The 19,391-nt window shown below is 63.9% G+C and carries 13 protein-coding genes; 12 read left to right on the top strand and 1 reads right to left on the bottom strand.

What is annotated here, in order from left to right:
- Positions 1-2 precede the first annotated feature (2 nt).
- The 3 genes from ACMGG8_RS06270 to choV all read left to right on the top strand — a co-directional run bounded on the left by ACMGG8_RS06270 (position 3) and on the right by choV (position 3,036).
- Entirely contained in the window at positions 3-950 is a 948-nt protein-coding gene (locus ACMGG8_RS06270; RefSeq protein WP_060841471.1) for a choline ABC transporter substrate-binding protein, read from the top strand.
- A 65-nt stretch (positions 951-1,015) separates the two neighbouring features.
- Entirely contained in the window at positions 1,016-1,861 is an 846-nt protein-coding gene (gene choW, locus ACMGG8_RS06265; RefSeq protein WP_060841472.1) for a choline ABC transporter permease subunit, read from the top strand.
- Entirely contained in the window at positions 1,858-3,036 is a 1,179-nt protein-coding gene (gene choV / locus ACMGG8_RS06260; RefSeq protein WP_060841473.1) for a choline ABC transporter ATP-binding protein, read from the top strand. The genes choW and choV overlap by 4 nt, the downstream gene beginning before the upstream one ends.
- A gap of 187 nt (positions 3,037-3,223) precedes the next feature.
- On the opposite strand, the gene ACMGG8_RS06255 is transcribed toward choV, so the two are convergent.
- A complete protein-coding gene (locus tag ACMGG8_RS06255; RefSeq protein ID WP_233789252.1) occupies positions 3,224-5,176 on the bottom strand; it encodes a BCCT family transporter in 1,953 nt (650 codons plus the stop codon).
- 486 nt (positions 5,177-5,662) lie between these two features.
- Between ACMGG8_RS06255 and betI the strand changes: the two genes are divergently transcribed.
- From betI to yccS, 9 genes are all read left to right on the top strand, one after another.
- Positions 5,663-6,283, top strand: a complete 621-nt coding sequence (gene betI / locus ACMGG8_RS06250; RefSeq protein WP_060841475.1) for a transcriptional regulator BetI — start codon at positions 5,663-5,665, stop codon at positions 6,281-6,283.
- Positions 6,284-6,364: 81 nt separating this feature from the next.
- On the top strand, positions 6,365-7,837 hold the full coding sequence (betB, locus tag ACMGG8_RS06245) for a betaine-aldehyde dehydrogenase (RefSeq protein WP_414159328.1): 1,473 nt from the start codon (positions 6,365-6,367) through the stop codon (positions 7,835-7,837).
- Positions 7,838-7,981: 144 nt separating this feature from the next.
- Complete coding sequence (betA, locus tag ACMGG8_RS06240; protein ID WP_060841477.1) at positions 7,982-9,685, top strand: choline dehydrogenase; 1,704 nt, start codon at positions 7,982-7,984, stop codon at positions 9,683-9,685.
- A 214-nt stretch (positions 9,686-9,899) separates the two neighbouring features.
- Positions 9,900-11,342, top strand: a complete 1,443-nt coding sequence (locus tag ACMGG8_RS06235; protein WP_414159327.1) for a TldD/PmbA family protein — start codon at positions 9,900-9,902, stop codon at positions 11,340-11,342.
- Positions 11,342-12,679 carry a TldD/PmbA family protein gene (locus ACMGG8_RS06230; protein ID WP_060841479.1) on the top strand — a complete coding sequence of 446 codons (1,338 nt, stop codon included), beginning with the start codon at positions 11,342-11,344 and terminating at the stop codon, positions 12,677-12,679. Before ACMGG8_RS06235 ends, ACMGG8_RS06230 begins: the two co-directional genes overlap by 1 nt.
- 74 nt (positions 12,680-12,753) lie before the next feature.
- Positions 12,754-14,184, top strand: coding sequence for a multidrug transporter subunit MdtD (gene mdtD / locus ACMGG8_RS06225; RefSeq protein WP_060841480.1), 1,431 nt, complete (start codon positions 12,754-12,756; stop codon positions 14,182-14,184).
- A 233-nt stretch (positions 14,185-14,417) separates the two neighbouring features.
- Positions 14,418-15,755: an ATP-dependent RNA helicase DbpA gene (dbpA, locus tag ACMGG8_RS06220; protein ID WP_414159326.1), complete on the top strand. Its 1,338-nt coding sequence runs from the start codon at positions 14,418-14,420 to the stop codon at positions 15,753-15,755.
- Between the two features lie 39 nt (positions 15,756-15,794).
- Positions 15,795-16,973 (top strand): NAD(P)/FAD-dependent oxidoreductase, encoded by a 1,179-nt coding sequence (locus ACMGG8_RS06215; RefSeq protein ID WP_414159325.1) that lies wholly within the window; start codon positions 15,795-15,797, stop codon positions 16,971-16,973.
- 219 nt (positions 16,974-17,192) lie between these two features.
- Positions 17,193-19,367, top strand: a complete 2,175-nt coding sequence (yccS, locus tag ACMGG8_RS06210; protein ID WP_060841482.1) for a YccS family putative transporter — start codon at positions 17,193-17,195, stop codon at positions 19,365-19,367.
- Positions 19,368-19,391: the final 24 nt, after the last annotated feature.

The following is a 19,391-nucleotide window of genomic DNA, read 5'->3' as shown; positions in this document are numbered from 1 at the left end:
CTATGAAAGGTTCCCCGTCGTTGTTGTTGGCCGCCATGCTGAGTCTGCCGCTTCTGGCACACGCCGCAGAACCGGAGCAATGCAGCACCGTAAACTTCTCCGATGTCGGCTGGACCGATATCACCGTGACCACCGCCACCACCAGCGTCGTGCTCAACGCCCTGGGCTACAAGACCAAGACCACGATGATTTCCGTGCCGGTGACCTACAAGTCCCTGGCCGACGGCAAGAACATGGACGTGTTCCTCGGCAACTGGATGCCGACCATGGAAAACGACATCAAGCCCTACCGCGACGCCGGCACCGTGGAAACCGTGCGGGCCAACCTGGAAAACGCCAAGTACACCCTGGCAGTGCCCGAGTCGCTGTATGACAAGGGCCTGAAAGACTTCGCCGACATCGTCAAGTTCAAGAAGGAGCTGGACGGCAAGATCTACGGCATCGAGCCGGGCAACGATGGCAACCGCACCATCCAGACGATGATCGACAAGAACGCCTTCGGCCTCAAGGACGCCGGCTTCAAGGTGGTGGAGTCCAGCGAAGCGGGCATGCTGTCCCAGGTCGAACGTGCTCAGCGACGCGACACCGCGGTGGTGTTCCTGGGCTGGGAACCGCACCCGATGAACACGCGCTTCAAGATGAAGTACCTGACCGGGGGCGACGAGTACTTCGGCCCCAACTTCGGCCAGGCCACCATCTACACCAACACCCGCAAGGGCTACACCAGCGAGTGCAGCAACGTTGGCCAGTTGCTGAAGAACCTGTCGTTCACCCTGAACATGGAAAGCACCCTGATGGGCAACGTGCTGGACGACAAGATGAAGCCTGACGCGGCCGCCAAGGCCTGGCTGAAGAAAAACCCACAGGTGCTCGATACCTGGCTCGCCGGCGTGACCACCATTGACGGTAAACCTGGCCTGGAAGCCGTGAAAGCCAAGCTTGCCCAGTAATCGCTTACGCCGGGCGGGCTTGCCCGCCCGGGCTGTTTTTTCCTTGCATGCGGACGTTCAATACCATGCTCACTGATCAGAAAATCCCCCTGGGCCAGTACATCGCGGCTTTCGTAGAGTGGTTGACGAAACACGGTGCCAGCACCTTCGACGCGATCGCTACCACCCTGGAAACCATGATCCACGGCGTCACGTTCGCGTTGACCTGGTTCAATCCCCTGGCCCTGATCGGCCTGATCGCCCTGCTGGCGCACCTGATCCAGCGCAAATGGGGCCTGACTGTTTTCGTCGTGCTCTCCTTCCTGCTGATCCTCAACCTGGGGTACTGGCAGGAAACCATGGAAACCCTGGCCCAGGTGCTGTTTGCCACCCTGGTCTGCGTGCTGATCGGCGTGCCCCTGGGCATCGTCGCCGCGCACAAGCCGCTGTTCTACACCATGATGCGTCCGGTCCTGGACCTGATGCAGACCGTTCCCACTTTCGTCTACCTGATCCCGACCCTGACCCTGTTCGGCCTGGGGGTGGTGCCCGGCCTGATTTCCACCGTGGTGTTCGCCATCGCCGCGCCGATTCGCCTGACCTACCTGGGCATTCGCGATGTTCCACAAGAGTTGATGGATGCGGGCAAGGCCTTTGGCTGTTCGCGCCGTCAGTTGTTGTCGCGCATTGAGTTGCCCCACGCCATGCCGAGCATCGCCGCCGGCATCACCCAGTGCATCATGCTATCGCTGTCGATGGTGGTGATTGCCGCCCTGGTCGGCGCCGACGGCCTGGGCAAACCCGTGGTCAACGCACTCAATACCGCCGACATTGCCCTGGGCTTTGAAGCCGGTCTGGCCATCGTGCTGCTGGCGATCATGCTCGACCGTATCTGCAAACAACCTGAAGCCAAAGTAGGGGGTGACGCATGAGCATAATCCGCTTCGACAACGTAGACGTTATCTTCTCCAAGGACCCTCGGGAGGCGCTCAAGCTGCTGGACCAGGGCATGACCCGCAACGAGATCCTGAAAAAGACCGGGCAGATCGTCGGCGTGGAAAAAGCCAGCCTGGACATCCAGAAAGGCGAGATCTGCGTACTCATGGGCCTTTCCGGCTCCGGCAAGTCCAGCCTGCTGCGCTGCATCAACGGCCTCAACACCGTGAGCCGCGGCAAGCTGTTCGTCGAACACGAAGGCAAGCAGATCGACATTGCCTCCTGCACCCCCGCCGAGCTGAAGATGATGCGCACCAAGCGCATTGCCATGGTGTTCCAGAAGTTCGCCCTGATGCCCTGGCTGACGGTGCGCGAGAACATCAGTTTCGGCCTGGAGATGCAGGGCCGTCCCGAGAAGGAACGGCGCAAGCTGGTGGACGAGAAGCTCGAACTTGTGGGCCTGACCCAATGGCGCAACAAGAAGCCCGACGAACTGTCCGGCGGCATGCAGCAGCGGGTCGGCCTGGCCCGCGCCCTGGCCATGGACGCCGACATCCTGCTGATGGATGAACCCTTCTCGGCCCTCGACCCGCTGATCCGCCAGGGCCTGCAGGACGAACTGCTGGAGCTGCAACGCAAGTTGAGCAAGACCATCGTCTTCGTCAGCCATGACCTGGACGAAGCCCTGAAACTGGGGAGCCGCATCGCCATCATGAAAGACGGGCGGATCATCCAGTACAGCAATCCGGAAGAGATCGTGCTCAATCCTGCGGACGACTATGTGCGCACCTTCGTCGCCCACACCAATCCGCTGAACGTGCTCTGCGGGCGCAGCCTGATGCGCAGCCTGGACAACTGCAAGCGGGTCAACGGCTCGGTGTGCCTGGACCCGGGTGGAGATTCCTGGCTCGACCTGGCGGAAGGCAACACCATCAAGGGCGCGCGGCGCAATGGCTCGCACTTGGACCTGCAGAACTGGGTTCCGGGGCAGTCCGTGGAAGAACTGGGCCGGCGTCCGACGCTGGTGGACTCCAACATCGGCATGCGCGACGCGCTGCAGATCCGCTACCAGACCGGCAACAAACTGGTGCTCCACGACAACCAGAAAGTGGTGGGCATCCTTGGCGACAGCGAGCTCTACCACGCGCTGCTCGGCAAGAACCTGGGTTAAGCAGCAGACACAAAAACGCCGCGAGCAATCGCGGCGTTTTGCTTTAACCACCAACCACCTTCTGTAGGAGCTGGCTTGCCAGCGAACAGGCCCTGAAGCCTTGCAGTGCCCTTGAGGGCGCCTTCGCCGGCAAGCCGGCTCCTACAGCAGGTGGAACCGCTCCGTCGGGAGCGGATCGCTACTTCACTCAGCTATAGACACGGCCGAGGAGCTGCCGATGGCTTTCGAACTGATCGAGCACGTCACGGGTGATCTGCTCCTGGGTGAAGCCCATCAAGTCGTATTCCTGGCTGCCGTTGTGCAGGTAGACCTCGGCGCGGTAGAAACGACTACGGACTTCGCTGTCCGCCCCTTCCGGCTGGGCCGATTCGCTCGGCGCCGCCAGGTAGCCGTCCAGGCTCACTTCATAGACGAAGGGATTGCCCTCCTCCATTTCCACCCGCAGGCCCAACAGGTTCTTGGACTTGCCCAGGTTGGTCTGCACCTCATGGCCGAGGTTGCGCAGTTGCGCGGCAGCTTCCTGCAGGGCCGGGCTGATGTGCTTGTCCATGTAGCGCTGGACCACCGACTGGGTCGGTTGCAGGTCCAGCTGGCTCAGGCGCTCGCTGAAACCGCGACGCCCGCGCTCGGCCAGTTGCGCTTGTTCCTGTTCGATCTGCACGTCCTGGCGCATGGCCTTGTGCAAGCCGAACATGAAGCAGATCAGCACCACCGAGAACGGCAGGCCGGCCAGCACCACCATGGTCTGCATGGCTTCGAAGTTGCCGGCAAACAACAGACCGATGGTCACCAGGGTGATCACCACCGACCAGAAGATCCGCAGCCAGTGCGGGGCGTCTTCGTCGACGTTGCCGCCCTTGCAGGACAGGTTGGCCATCATCACCGCGCCGGAGTCGGCAGGGGTCAGGAACAACACGAAGCCGACGAAGATCGAGACACCGATGACAATCTTCGAGGCCGGGTAGTGTTCAAGCAGCTGGTAGATCGCCATGGACGGTTGTTCCAGGGCCGTCTTGCCCAGTTCCACCGCCCCTTGATTGACCACCAGGTCCAGGGCCGAGTTGCCGAAGACCGACAGCCAGGCCAGGGTGAAGCCCAGGGGAATCAGCAGTACGCCGGCCACCAGTTCACGCACGGTGCGACCGCGGGAGATGCGCGCAATGAACATGCCCACGAATGGGGCCCAGGAAATCCACCAGGCCCAGTAGAACAGGGTCCACAGGCCCAGCCAGCGGTCGGACTTGGCGTTGTCGCCTTCGTACACGTAGAGGTCGAAGGTCTTGAGCACCACGCCGTTGAGGTAGTCGCCGATGTTCTGCACGAAGCCGTTGAGCAGGTGCAGGGTCGGACCGAACAGCAGGACGAAGATCAACAGGCCGCTGAACAGCACGATGTTCAGGTTGGACAGGCGGCGAATGCCGTTTTCCACACCGGACACGGCGGCGATGGTGGCCACGGTGCTCATGACGATGATCACGATCAGCAGGTTGGTGTTGCTGTGCTCCATGCCGAACAGGTTTTCCAGGCCGGAAGACACCTGCATCGAGCCGATCCCGAGGTTGGTCACCAGGCCCAGCAGGGTCACGAACATGCCGAAACCGTCCACCGCGTGGCCGGCCGCGCCCTTGACCCAGCGCTCGCCCACCAGCGGGTACAACGCCGAACGCAGCGCCAGCGGTTGATTATGCCGGTAGGCGAAGTACGCCACCGCCAAACCCACCAGCGCATAGATCGCCCAGCCGTGCAGGCCCCAGTGCAGGAAGGTCAGTTGCAGCGCCTGGCGTGCCGCCAGGTTGCTGCCGGGTACGCCTTCGGGCGGGTTGAAGTAGTGGTCCAGGGGTTCGGAAGCACCGAAGTACAGCAGCGAGATGCCGATGCCGGAGGAGAACAGCATCCCGGCCCAGGCGCCGTAGCTGAAGTCCGGGGTGTCTTGCTTGGTCCCCAGCTTGAGCTTGCCGTAGGAGGAGAACGCCAGGCCCACCACGAACACCAGGTAGGCGGCGATCACCACCATGTAGTACCAGCCGAAGCTGCGGGACAACCAGGCCTGGGCAATGCCCAGCAATCTGCCGGCCTCTTGCGGGGCGATGATCAGAATGGCGGTCAACAACAGGATCAGCGCGGTGGAGGTGTAGAACACCCAACCGTTGACCCGCACCTTCTCCGGTGGGGTCTTTATAAGAGAGGCAGAACTCATTGCACAGATGCTCCAGGCAGTGCGAGAGAAGGACACAAGGCAACACCGCACCCGACCAATCGGTTAGTTGGCAGCCGATCATCGGGTGATATAAAGACACCCCGAAAAAGCCCGAAACCGCAAAAGCCGCGTTGCGCACCCGCATCCAAGGTCAGTGACGAACCTGCAGCTCGTCGTCTGTTCCCCGGAGCGTCCTGCCCCTTCAACACGTCCTTACTCTTGCCGGTCCACGCCATGCCACGTGTAAGTTTTGGGCTATTTCGGAGGTCGTTTTCCCGCCGTCCGCGAGTAGGAAAACCTCCCCAGGCAGCGACGATTTGTCGCAGATCTTATTCTTTGTTGATTGAACGTTCAATCAAAACAAAATAGACTGGCCCACAAGTCGACCGGCGTCATACGCCCGCCGACAGGCCTAAGGAGAGGTATCAGATGCCCAAGGTCGGTATGCAACCCATACGCCGCCAGCAATTGATCGAAGCCACGCTGCAAGCGGTCGATCAGGTCGGAATGGGGGACGCCAGCATTGCGCTGATCGCCCGTTTGGCCGGTGTTTCAAACGGCATCATCAGTCACTACTTTCGGGACAAGAACGGCCTGATCGCAGCGACGATGGGTTACATCATGAGCATGCTCAACGAAGGCGTCCGAGCACGCCGCCAGGCTCTGACGGACGACAGCCCGCGCGCTCACCTGAAAGTGATCATCGAGGGCAACTTCGATGCCAGCCAGGTGAACGGCCCGGCAATGAAAACCTGGTTGGCCTTCTGGGCCTCCAGCATGCACCAGCCCGATTTGCACAGGTTGCAGCGGATCAACGACCACCGCTTGTATTCCAACCTGTGTTGCCAGTTCCGCCGTGCCCTGCCGCTCTACCATGCGCGCAAGGCAGCTCGCGGCCTGGCGGCTTTGATCGACGGTTTGTGGTTGCGTGGTGCCTTGTCGGGTGATGCGTTCGATACCGACCAGGCGATACGGATCGCTTACGAATACATGGATCTACAACTGGCTAAGCAGGAGCGCCAGAGCACAAAAGACACGCTCGGTCCCTGACCCGCCACTGATCAACGTGTCCTGAACTTCGGGATACGTCCGGTGGTCAAGCCCACTACTTAATGCACTTGCGAGGACACTATGGCCCGTTTCGGACTGCAAAAACTCTACATCGACGGCGGCTACACCGATGCCGGCAGCGACGCTACCTTCGATGCCATCAACCCGGCCAACGGTGAAGTTCTCGCACAAGTGCAACGTGCGACCTTTGACGACGTGGAACGCGCCGTGGTCAGCGCCGAAAAAGGCCAGAAGATCTGGGCCGCCATGACCGCCATGGAGCGTTCGCGCATCCTGCGTCGTGCCGTGGAAATCCTCCGCGAGCGCAACGACGAACTGGCCGCTCTGGAAACCCTGGACACCGGTAAAGCCTTCTCCGAAACCAAGTACGTGGACATCGTCACCGGCGCCGACGTGCTGGAATACTACGCAGGCCTGGTACCGGCCATCGAAGGCGAGCAGATCCCGCTGCGCACCACATCCTTCGTCTACACCCGCCGCGAGCCGCTGGGCGTGGTCGCCGGCATCGGCGCCTGGAACTACCCGATCCAGATCGCCCTGTGGAAATCCGCGCCAGCCCTGGCCGCCGGCAACGCAATGATCTTCAAGCCCAGCGAAGTCACCTCGCTGACCACCCTGAAACTGGCCGAGATCTACACCGAAGCCGGCGTACCGGCGGGCGTGTTCAACGTCCTGACCGGCAGCGGCCGTGAAGTCGGCACCTGGCTGACCGAGCACCCGCGCATCGAGAAAGTCTCCTTCACCGGCGGCACCGACACCGGCAAGAAGGTCATGGCCAGCGCTTCCAGCTCGTCGCTCAAAGACGTGACCATGGAACTGGGCGGCAAGTCGCCGCTGATCATCTTCGACGACGCCGATCTGGATCGCGCCGCCGACACCGCCATGATGGCCAACTTCTACAGCTCCGGTCAGGTCTGCACCAACGGCACTCGCGTGTTCGTGCCAAGCCACCTGAAAGCCGCTTTCGAAGCCAAGATCGCCGAGCGCGTTGCGCGCATCCGCATCGGCAACCCGGAAGACGAAAACACCAACTTCGGTCCGCTGGTCAGCTTCCAGCACATGGAAAGCGTGCTGGGCTACATCGCCAAGGGCAAGGAAGAAGGTGCCCGCGTACTGTGCGGCGGCGAGCGCCTGACCGACGGCGATTTCGCCAAGGGTGCCTTCGTTGCGCCAACCGTGTTCACCGACTGCACCGACGACATGACCATCGTCCGTGAAGAAATCTTCGGCCCGGTGATGGCGATCCTGACCTACGAAACCGAGGAAGAAGTGATCCGCCGTGCCAACGACACCGACTTCGGCCTGGCCGCCGGTATCGTCACCAAGGATCTGAACCGCGCCCACCGCGTGATTCATCAGCTCGAAGCCGGTATCTGCTGGATCAACGCCTGGGGCGAATCCGACGCCAAGATGCCGGTTGGCGGCTACAAGCAGTCGGGTGTTGGCCGTGAGAACGGCATCAGCTCGCTGAACAACTTCACCCGCATCAAGTCGGTACAGGTCGAGCTGGGCGACTACGCCTCGGTGTTCTAAGCAGCCGCTAGCAGCCAGCTACAAGCGGCAAGCCAGGGCAACAGCCTGGCTTGCCGCCTGCTCCTCATTCAATGCCAAGCCCGCTTCGCTGCCTTTAACTTGCAGCTTGAAGCTTGAGGCTTGCAGCTCTCCACGGAGGCTCCAATGGCCCAAGAATTCGATTACATCATCATCGGTGCCGGCTCGGCCGGTAACACCCTGGCGACCCGTCTGACTGAAGACGAGGGCGTCACCGTCCTGCTGCTGGAAGCCGGCGGCCCGGACTACCGTTTCGACTTCCGGACCCAGATGCCGGCGGCCCTGGCCTTCCCTCTGCAAGGCCGGCGCTACAACTGGGCCTACGAGACCGACCCGGAGCCACACATGGACGGTCGGCGCATGGAGTGCGGTCGCGGCAAGGGCCTGGGCGGCTCGTCGCTGATCAACGGCATGTGCTACATCCGCGGCAACGCCATGGACTACGACGGTTGGGCCAAACTGCCAGGCCTGGAAGACTGGACCTACCTGGACTGCCTGCCGTACTTCCGCAAGGCGGAAACCCGTGACATCGGCCCCAACGACTACCACGGTGGCGAAGGCCCGGTCAGCGTGACCACGCCCAAGGCCGGCAACAACCCGCTGTTCCACGCCATGGTCGAAGCCGGCGTGCAGGCCGGGTACCCGCGTACCGAAGACCTGAACGGCTACCAGCAGGAAGGCTTCGGCCCGATGGACCGTACCGTCACCCCCAAAGGCCGTCGCTCCAGCACTGCCCGTGGCTACCTGGACATCGCCAAGAAACGTTCGACCCTGACCATCGTCACCCACGCCCTGACCGACAAGATCCTCTTCGAGGGCAAGCGCGCCGTGGGCGTGAGCTACCTGCAAGGCAGCACCGAAGAGCGCGTGGAAGCCCGCGCCCGCAAGGAAGTGATCGTCAGCTCCGGCGCCATCGCCTCGCCGCAACTGCTGCAACGCTCCGGCGTCGGCCCGCGGGCCCTGCTGGAAAGCCTGGACATTCCGGTGGTTCACGACCTGCCGGGCGTCGGCGAGAACCTGCAGGACCACCTGGAGCTGTACCTGCAGTACGCCTGCACCCAGCCCGTTTCGCTGTACCCATCGCTGCTGTGGTGGAACCAGCCGGCCATCGGTGCCGAGTGGCTGTTCAACGGCACCGGCATCGGCGCCAGCAACCAGTTCGAAGCCGGCGGTTTCATCCGCACCCGTCCGGAATTCGCCTGGCCGAACATCCAGTACCACTTCCTGCCGGTGGCGATTAACTACAACGGCAGCAACGGCGTGAAAGAGCACGGTTTCCAGGCGCACATGGGCTCCATGCGCTCGCCGAGCCGTGGTCGCGTGCAGCTCAAGTCCAAGGACCCGCGCCAGCACCCGAGCATTCTCTTCAACTACATGGCCACCGAGCAGGACTGGCAGGAATTCCGCGACGGCATCCGCCTGACCCGGGAAATCATGCAGCAGCCGGCCCTGGATGCCTTCCGCGGTCGCGAGATCAGCCCGGGTATCGAAGTGCAAACCGATGAGCAGCTGGACAAGTTCATCCGCGAGCACGCCGAGACCGCGTTCCACCCGTCCTGCTCGTGCAAGATGGGCACCGACGACATGGCGGTAGTCGATGGCCAGGGTCGCGTGCACGGCATGCAGGGCCTGCGCGTGGTGGATGCCTCGATCATGCCGATCATCACCACCGGCAACCTCAACGCGCCGACCATCATGATGGCCGAGAAAATCGCCGACAAGATCCGTGGCCGTCAGCCGCTGCCCCGCAGCAAGGCCGACTACTACGTAGCCGGCGACGCTCCGGTACGTGGCAAGCCGCTGCGCGACGTCACTGCGACCGCCCAGTAAGCGACACGGGCGCCGACCGCAAGGGTCGGCGCCCTGCTTCACTTCCCCGCCTCCCCCCAGAACTACATCCTTGATCGCAGCCTCCGGCAGCGGCTACAGTTCTGCAACTTGCACATCCCCTTCGCCCCTGAGCCCATCAGCCTCTACACCTGTAGAAGCCAGCTTGCTGGCGAAACGCGCCAGCCCGCTCGCGCGCCTCACAAGGAGGTCCCCCATGTTCGACTTTCACCCCCAGCTCAAGCAGCGCTTCGCTGCCTTGCGCACGGGCGCAGAATTCTTTTCCCTGCGCTATGTGCGCGAGTCGAACCAGTACCTGTCGGTACGCAAGAACATTGCCGAACCACCGAGCCTGGGCCGTGACGAAGGGGCGATGCTGACCGTGCGGGTACGTGGCGTGGAAGCCTACGCCGCCACCAACGACCTGTCGCAACGTGGCCTGCAGGCGGCCCTCGAGCGGGCCGAGCAACAGGCCCGGGTGATTGCCGCCCACGCCCTGCTGGACCTGCGCGAGCAGCCGGTGTCCAGCCACCGCGGGGACTACCTTTCGCCGAACCTGGAGCAAGCATTTCCGTCCCTCAGCGACTGCTACCAGTTGCTGGGCGACGAGTCGGCCTCGGTACCCAAGGATGAACGCCTGGTGAACTGGCAAGTGGGCATCGGCGTGACCCAGGTCGAGCAGATCTACCTCAACAGCGCCGGCGCCGAGCTGCGCCAGGCCCAGCGCTTCGTCTACCCGGGCCTGGACGTGACCGCCTACGACGGCAGCGACAGCCAGACCCGCAGCCTGGGCCGGGAAAACTTCGGCCAGCAGGGCGCCGGCGATGTGATCAGCCGCTGCGGCCTGCTGGGGGCCGCGCCCCGAGTGGCCGACCAGGCCCTGCAACTGCTGCTGGCGCCGAACACCCCGCAAGGCCAGCGCGACCTGCTGCTGATGCCGGACCAGATGATGCTGCAGATCCACGAATCCATCGGTCACCCCCTGGAGCTGGACCGCATTCTGGGCGACGAACGCAACTACGCCGGCACCAGCTTCGTCAAACAGGAAGACTTCGGCCGCCTGCAATACGGCTCCTCCCTGCTCAACGTGACCTTCGACCCACAGATCCCCGAGGAACTGGCCAGCTACAGCCATGACGACGACGGCAGCGCCGCCAGCAAACAGTTCCTGATCCGCGAAGGCCTGCTGGTGCGGCCGCTGGGCAGCGCCCTGTCGCAATACCGCAGCGGCCTCGACGGGGTTGCCAACAGCCGCGCCAGCAGCTGGAACCGCGCCCCCATCGACCGCATGGCCAACCTCAACGTCGAGCCCGGCGACCAGCCCCTGGACCGCCTGATCGGCCAGATCGAGCACGGCATCCTGATGTCCACCAACCGTTCCTGGTCCATCGACGATGCGCGCAACAAGTTCCAGTTCGGCTGCGAATGGGGCCAACTGATCGAAAACGGCGAGCTCAAGGGCGTGGTCAAGAACCCCAACTACCGGGGCATTTCCGCGCAGTTCTGGCGCAACCTCAGCGCGGTGGGCGATCACAGCACCTTCCAGGTCCTGGGCACGCCCAACTGCGGCAAGGGCGAACCCAACCAGGTGATCCGCGTGGGCCATGCTTCGCCGGCCTGCGTGTTCAGCAAGATTGACGTATTTGGAGGAGATGCCTGATGACCAGGACGATGAATCAGGCCGAGCAGTTCAAGGACCTGGTGCAATGGCTGCGGGAAGCGATCAGGGCGCCGGAGCAGTTCACCCTCAGCTACTCGGCCGAAGCCTCGGAGTTCATCCGCTTCAACCACGCCAAGGTGCGCCAGGCGGGGCAGGTGCAACAGGCCAGCCTGCGTTTCAAGCTGATCGAGGAGGGCCGTCACGCCGACCTGGACATCACCCTGAGCAATGACCCCGAGGTGGATCGCCAGCGCCTGGCCGAAGGCTTGCAACAGCTGCGGGACACCTTGGCGCTGCTGCCGGTGGACCCCTACCTGATGCTCAACCACAGCCAGTGGCAATCCCATCACGTACAGGAACACCCGCTGCCCGGCAGCGAGCAGGTGGTGGCACAGATCGGCCGCGCGGCGGCGGGCCTGGATCTGGTGGGCATCTACGCCGCCGGCCCCATCAGTCGCGGCTTCGCCAGCTCCGCCGGGGCTTTCGGCTGGCACCAGGCCAATAGCTTCAATTTCGACTTCAGCCTGTTCCACGCCAACGGCGAAGCGGTGAAGGCCAGCTATGCCGGACACGCCTGGGACAGCGACGCCTTTGCCCAGCGCTTCGATCAGGCCCGCCAGCAATTGGAATTTCTCGGCCGCCCGCTGCGCACCCTGGCGCCCGGGCAATACCGGGCCTACCTGGCACCGGCGGCCCTGGAGGAAATCATGGGCATGCTGGCCTGGGGCGGTTTCTCGGCCCAATCGATTGCCAGCAAGCACAGCCCCTTGCAGAAACTCTATGCCGGCGACGCCGCCCTGAGCCCGCTGATAGCCCTTGACGAACAGGTCAGCGGCTCCCTGAGCCCGGCGTTTTCCGACGAAGGCTATCCGCGCAGCGACCTGTCGCTGATCGCCCGGGGCGCGGCCAATGACCGCTTGATCAACTCCCGCAGCGCCGCCGAATACGGCCTGAGCAGCAACGGCGCCGGCAGCGGCGAATACCCAAGCGCGCTGAACATGGCGGCGGGCCAGCTCGCCCAGCAGGAGATCCTCAAGCAGCTGGGCACCGGCCTGTACATCAGCAACCTGTGGTACCTGAACTACTCGGACCTGCCGGCGGCGCGCCTGACCGGCATGACCCGCTTCGCCACCTTCTGGGTGGAAAACGGCGAGATCCAGGCCCCGGTCAGCACCATGCGTTTCGACGACAGCGTCTACAGCCTGCTGGGTTCACAGCTGGAAGCGCTGACCGAACAGCGGGAGCTGCTGCTTTCGGCCAGTACCTACGGCCAGCGCCAGACCGCCTCGATGCACCTGCCCGGAGCACTGATCAGCCGCCTGACCCTGACCTTGTGAAATCAGCCTCAAGCTGCAAGCCACACGCTTGCAGCTTGAAGCTGGCCACTTAACGCTGCCCTGACTGAGGTCCCATGCCCGAACGCTCGCCGCTCGACGCCACCACCGCCCGCTGGCTGCCCTGGGTGGTGGCCATCGCCTTCTTCATGCAGTCCCTGGACGGCACCATCCTCAACACCGCACTGCCGGCCATGGCCCAGGACCTGGCGGAAGACCCGCTGCGCATGCAGGGGGTGATCATCGCCTACATGCTCACCGTGGCCCTGCTGATCCCGGCCTCGGGCTGGATCGCCGACCGCTTCGGCACCAAGAAGATCTTCTTCGGCGCCATTTTGCTGTTCAGCGTCGGTTCGCTGCTGTGCGCCCTGTCCAACACCCTGAGCCAACTGATCGGCGCCCGGGTGATCCAGGGCCTGGGCGGGGCACTGATGCTGCCGGTGGGCCGGCTGGTGGTGCTGCGGGCCTACCCGCGCTCGGAGCTGGTACGGATCATGGGCTTCATTACCATTCCGGGGCTGTTGGGGCCGTTGATCGGCCCGACCATGGGCGGCTGGATGGTGCAGTACCTGACCTGGCACTGGATCTTCCTGATCAACCTGCCGGTGGGGGCTGTGGGCTGCTACGCGGTATGGCGCTTCATTCCCGACCTGCGGGGCAGCGAACGCACGCGCTTCGACGGCCTGGGCTTTGTGCTGTTCGGCGCGGCGATGGTGCTGATCACCATCGCCATGGAAGGCCTGGGTGAACTGCACCTGCCGCACCTGCGGGTGATGTTGCTGCTGTTTGGCGGCCTGGCCTGCCTGGCGGCCTACTGGCTGCGGGCCGGACATGTCGATAACCCGCTGTTCGCCCCGTCGCTGTTCAAGGTTCGGACCTTTGCCGTGGGCATCCTCGGCAACCTGTTCGCCCGCCTCGGCAGCGGAGCCCTGCCGTTCCTGGTGCCCCTGCTGCTGCAAGTGGCCCTGGGCTACTCGCCATCCCAGGCCGGGATGAGCATGCTGCCCCTGGCGGCCGCGGCCATGGTGGCCAAGTCCATTGCCCGCCCCCTGATCGAGCGCCTGGGCTACCGCATCGTGCTGACCGGCAACACCCTGGCCCTGGGCCTGATGCTGGCGAGCATGGGGCTGGTCAGCGAACAGACGCCATACCCGCTGCTGCTGGCCATGCTGGCGGTACTGGGAGCGATCAACTCGCTGCAGTTCACGGCCATGAACACCGTGACCCTGATCGACCTCGACGATGCCGCCGCCAGCAGCGGCAACAGCCTGCTGTCGGTGGTGGCGCAACTGTCCCTGAGCCTCGGGGTGGCCTGTGCCGGTGCGCTGCTGGGTGGCTTCACCGCACAAGTGGGCAATGACGGCGTGGACACCGTGCTCGGTGCCTTCCAGCTGACGTTCCTCACCGTAGGCATCATGGCGATGCTGGCCGCGGCAATCTTCCTCCAGTTGTCGCCCACCGACGGCCGTCGCGCACGCAAGGTCGAGGAACAGCACATCGAACACTGAACCCACATACCTCTCCCCGTAGGAGCCGGCTTGCCGGCGAAGAGGCCCTTGAGCCTTGCGTCCGCCTTCGCTGGCCAGCCAGCTCCTACCCAGAACCGCCCCTGCGCGGTTGCTCGTCCAGAATTTGCAGGTTGTGGGAGCGGGACTGATACACTGCGCGACATTTTGTTTTGCAGGCCAGTCCCGTGACCACCATTGCCACCGCTTTTAATACTTTGCCCCTGTCTCCCGCCATGCTGGCTAACCTCGACTCCCTCGGTTATACCCAGATGACGCCGATCCAGGCGCAAAGCTTGCCGGTGATTCTCAAGGGCATGGACCTGATCGCCCAGGCCAAGACCGGCAGCGGCAAGACCGCAGCCTTCGGCATCGGCCTGCTGAACCCGATCAACCCGCGCTACTTCGGCTGCCAGGCCCTGGTGATCTGTCCGACCCGCGAGCTGGCCGACCAGGTGGCCAAGGAAATCCGTCGCCTGGCCCGCGCCGAAGACAACATCAAGGTCCTGACCCTGTGCGGCGGCGTGTCCTTCGGCCCGCAGATCGCCTCCCTGGAACACGGCGCGCACATCATCGTCGGCACCCCGGGGCGTATCCAGCAACACCTGCGCAAGGGTTCACTGGTGCTCGACGGCCTGAACACGCTGATCCTCGACGAAGCCGACCGCATGCTCGACATGGGGTTCTACGACGCCATCGAAGACATCATCGAGCAGACCCCGTCGCGCCGGCAGACCCTGCTGTTCTCCGCCACGTACCCGGTGGGCATCAAGCAGCTGGCGTCGAAGTTCATGCGTGATCCGCAGACGGTGAAAGCCGAAGCGTTCCACGACGACACGCAGATCGAACAGCGTTTCTACGAGATTTCCCCGGAAGAACGCATGAGCGCAGTGACCAAAGTCCTGCACCACTTCCGCCCGGCTTCCTGCGTCGCTTTCTGCTTCACCAAGCAGCAAGTGCAGGAAACCGTCGATCACCTGACCTCCAAAGGCATTTCCGCCGTCGGCCTGCATGGCGATCTGGAACAGCGTGACCGCGATCAGGTGCTGGCGATGTTCGCCAACCGCAGTACGTCGGTACTGGTCGCCACCGACGTGGCCGCCCGCGGCCTGGACATCGATGCGCTGGACATGGTGATCAACGTCGAGCTGGCCCGCGATTCGGAAATCCACATTCACCGCGTCGGCCGTACCGGTCGCGCTGGCGAAAAAGGCATCGCGGTCAGCCTCGTCGCACCGTCCGAAGCCCATCGCGCGCAAGCCATCGAGCAGCTGCAGAAAGCCCCGCTGAACTGGGATCAGATCGACAACCTCAAGTCCCAGGGCGGCGCCCCGCTGCAGCCACCGATGAGCACCCTGTGCATCGCCGGCGGGCGCAAGGACAAAGTGCGTCCGGGCGATATTCTCGGTGCACTGACTGGCGACGCCGGGATCCCGGGCGCCCAGGTCGGCAAGATTGCGATCTTCGACTTCCAGTCGTATGTGGCGGTTGAACGCAGCGTGGTCATGCAGGCCCTGCAGCGCTTGAACAACGGCAAGATCAAGGGCCGTTCGCTGCGCGTGCGCGTCCTCTAACCCCACCGCCCCTACACAAATTTGTGCGAGGACTCCGTTTTGCGTTCTACCGAAGTCGTGATCATCGGCGCTGGCGCCGCCGGCCTGATGTGCGCCCTGACCGCGGCCGGCCGGGGCCGCCAGGTGCTGTTGCTGGACCACGCCAACAAGGCCGGCAAGAAGATCCTGATGTCCGGCGGTGGCCGCTGCAATTTCACCAACATGTACACCGAGCCCGCCAACTTCCTTTCGCAGAACCCGCATTTCTGCAAATCGGCCCTGGCCCGCTACACCCAGTGGGACTTCATCGGCCTGGTGGCCAAGCACGGCGTGCCCTACCACGAGAAGAAACTCGGCCAGCTGTTCTGCGATAACAAGTCCAGCGACATCCTCGGCATGCTGCTCGACGAATGCGATCAGGTCGGCGTCGAACTGCGCCTGGACACCTCGATCCAGCAGATCGAGAAGCTTGAGTCCGGCTACCTGCTGCAGACCACCCTGGGCGCGGTGCAGTGCCAGTCCCTGGTGATCGCCACCGGCGGCCTGTCGATCCCGACCCTGGGTGCTACCGGTTTTGGCTATCAGGTCGCCAAGCAGTTCGGCCATGAACTGCTGCCGACCCGTGCCGGCCTGGTGCCCTTCACCATCACCGATCAGCTCAAGGAACTGTGCGGCGAGTTGTCGGGCACCTCGGTGGACTGTCTGGTGAGCTGCAACGAGCAGAGCTTTCGCGAGAACATTCTGTTCACTCATCGGGGCCTCAGCGGCCCGGCGATCCTGCAGATTTCGTCCTATTGGCAGCCCGGCGACAGTGTCGAGATCAACCTGCTGCCAGACCACGACGCCCTGGGCTGGCTGCAACAGCAGCAGGCCGAGCGCCCCAACAGCGAACTGAAAACCCTGCTGGGGGAGATCTTCACCAAGAAGATGGCCGGCCTGCTGGCCGAGCACTGGTTCGTCTCCAAACCGATGAAGCAGTACACCCCGGCGGAGCTGGCGGACGTGGCGCAGAAACTCGGCAGCTGGCAGCTGGTGCCGGCGGGCACCGAAGGCTACCGCACCGCCGAAGTGACCCTGGGCGGGGTCGATACCCGCGAGGTGTCGTCCAAGACCATGGAGTCGCTGAAGAGCCCGGGGCTGTATTTCATCGGCGAAGTGCTGGACGTCACTGGCCACCTGGGCGGCTTCAACTTCCAGTGGGCCTGGGCCTCGGGCTACGCGGCGGCGCAGTACGTCTGAGCCGCTGTAGGCGCTGCCGCAGGCTGCGAACGACCCGAAGGGGCGCGGCGATCCAATGTCCGCTGAGGTCCCGCGGACCTGTCGCAGCCTACGGCAGCGGCTACAGGCGCCCGACCGGCAACGGCAACAGAATTTGCCGGCGGATGTGACGACGGCATTGCGCCGTCGTCAATACTGGCTCAATTTAGCTGCATCGCCCCGGAAGGCCTGTCCCACTCCATGTCATCGACCTCTTTTCGTCAGTCTCTGCGCCGCCTCTGGGCGCTGGATAAATTCAGCTACAGCGTGCGGGTATTCATCGCCCTGACCGGCAGCATGGCGCTGTGCTGGTATCAGGATGAAATGGGCCTGCTGATCCCGCTGTTTCTCGGCATCATCGCCAGCGCCCTGGCGGAAACCGACGACAGCTGGCAAGGCCGGCTCAATGCCCTGGCCGTGACCCTGGTGTGCTTCAGCATTGCCGCGCTGTCGGTGGAACTGCTGTTCCCCTACCCCTGGATCTTCGCCATCGCCCTGGCCCTGGCCAGCTTCGGCCTGACCATGCTCGGGGCACTGGGGGAACGTTATGGCGCCATTGCCTCGGCGACCCTGATTCTCTCGGTCTACACCATGATCGGCGTGGACCAGCGCGGCGGCGCGGTGATCGACTTCTGGCACGAGCCGGTGCTGCTGGTGGCCGGCGCCGCCTGGTACGGCCTGCTCTCGGTGCTGTGGCAGGCACTGTTTTCCAACCAGCCGGTGCAGCAGAGCCTGGCCCGGCTGTTTCGCGAGCTGGGCTTCTACCTCAAGCTCAAGTCGTCGCTGTTCGAGCCGATCCGCCAACTGGATGTGGAGGCCCGGCGCCTGGAACTGGCCCAGCAAAACGGCAAGGTGGTGGCGGCCCTCAACGCGGCCAAGGAGATCATCCTGCACCGGGTCGGCAATGGTCGGCCGGGATCGAAGGTCAGTCGCTACCTGAAGCTGTATTTCCTCGCCCAGGACATCCACGAGCGCGCCAGCTCGTCCCACTACCCGTACAACGCCCTGGCCGACGCCTTCTTCCACAGCGACGTGCTGTTCCGCTGCCAGCGCCTGCTGCGCCAGCAGGGCAAGGCCTGCCGCGCCCTGGCCGAATCCATCCAGTTGCGCCAGCCCTTCGTCTACGACGCCAGCTTCGCCGAGGCCCTGAGCGACCTGCACGCCTCCCTGGAACACTTGCGCATCCAGAGCAACCCGGCCTGGCGCGGGCTGTTGCGTTCGCTGCGGGCCCTGGCGGCGAACCTCGGCACCCTCGACCGCCTGCTCAGCGACGCCAGCAACCCCGACGCCCTGGCCGACGCCACCGACAGCAGCCTGCTGGATCGCTCGCCACGCAATCTCAAGGATGTCTGGACCCGCCTGCGCACCCAGCTGACGCCGACTTCGCTGCTGTTCCGCCATGCCCTGCGCCTGCCCCTGGCGTTGAGCATCGGCTATGGCATGGTGCACCTGATCCACCCGTCCCAGGGCTACTGGATCATCCTCACCACGCTGTTCGTCTGCCAGCCCAACTACGGCGCCACCCGGCGCAAGCTGGGCCAGCGGATCGTCGGCACGGCCATCGGCCTGACGCTGGCCTGGGCGCTGTTCGACCTGTTCCCCAGTCCCCTGGTGCAGTCGTTGTTCGCCATCGCCGCCGGGGTGGTGTTCTTCACCAACCGCACCACCCGCTACACCCTGGCCACGGCCGCCATCACCCTGATGGTGCTGTTCTGCTTCAACCAGGTGGGCGACGGTTACGGGCTGTTCCTGCCGCGGCTGTTCGATACCCTGCTGGGCAGCCTGATCGCCGGGCTGGCGGTGTTCCTGTTCCTGCCGGACTGGCAGGGCCGGCGCCTGAACAAGGTGCTGGCCAACACCCTGACCTGCAACAGCATCTACCTGCGCCAGATCATGCAGCAGTACGCCGCCGGCAAGAGCGACGACCTGGCCTACCGCCTGGCCCGGCGCAACGCCCACAACGCCGATGCGGCGCTGTCCACCACCCTGGCCAACATGCTCATGGAACCGGGGCATTTCCGTAAGGAGGCCGACGTGGGCTTCCGCTTCCTGGTGCTGTCCCACACCCTGCTCAGCTACCTGTCGGGCCTGGGCGCACACCGGGAGACCCAACTGCCGGGCGAAGTGCGCGAGCATCTGATCAATGGCGCGGGCGTCAGTCTGGCGGCGAGCATCGATGAAATCGCCCAGGGCCTGGCCAACAAGACCCCGATCGCCATCCAGAGCGATGCCGAGGAAGCGCTGGCCAATGAGCTGGAGCAGATGCCGGATGAGATCGACGAAGGCCAGCGCCTGGTGCAGACCCAGCTGGCATTGATCTGTCGCCAGTTGGGCCCGTTGCGGACCCTGGCGGCGCACCTGATCAAGGCAGCTTAAGAGCAGCGGCAAGCTTCAAGCCAC

The organism is Pseudomonas sp. BNK-45 (assembly GCF_047456255.1).
In the GTDB taxonomy this organism is placed as follows: domain Bacteria; phylum Pseudomonadota; class Gammaproteobacteria; order Pseudomonadales; family Pseudomonadaceae; genus Aquipseudomonas.
Note: the sequence above shows the minus strand (reverse complement) of the source record. Positions and strands in the feature narration are given on the sequence as shown.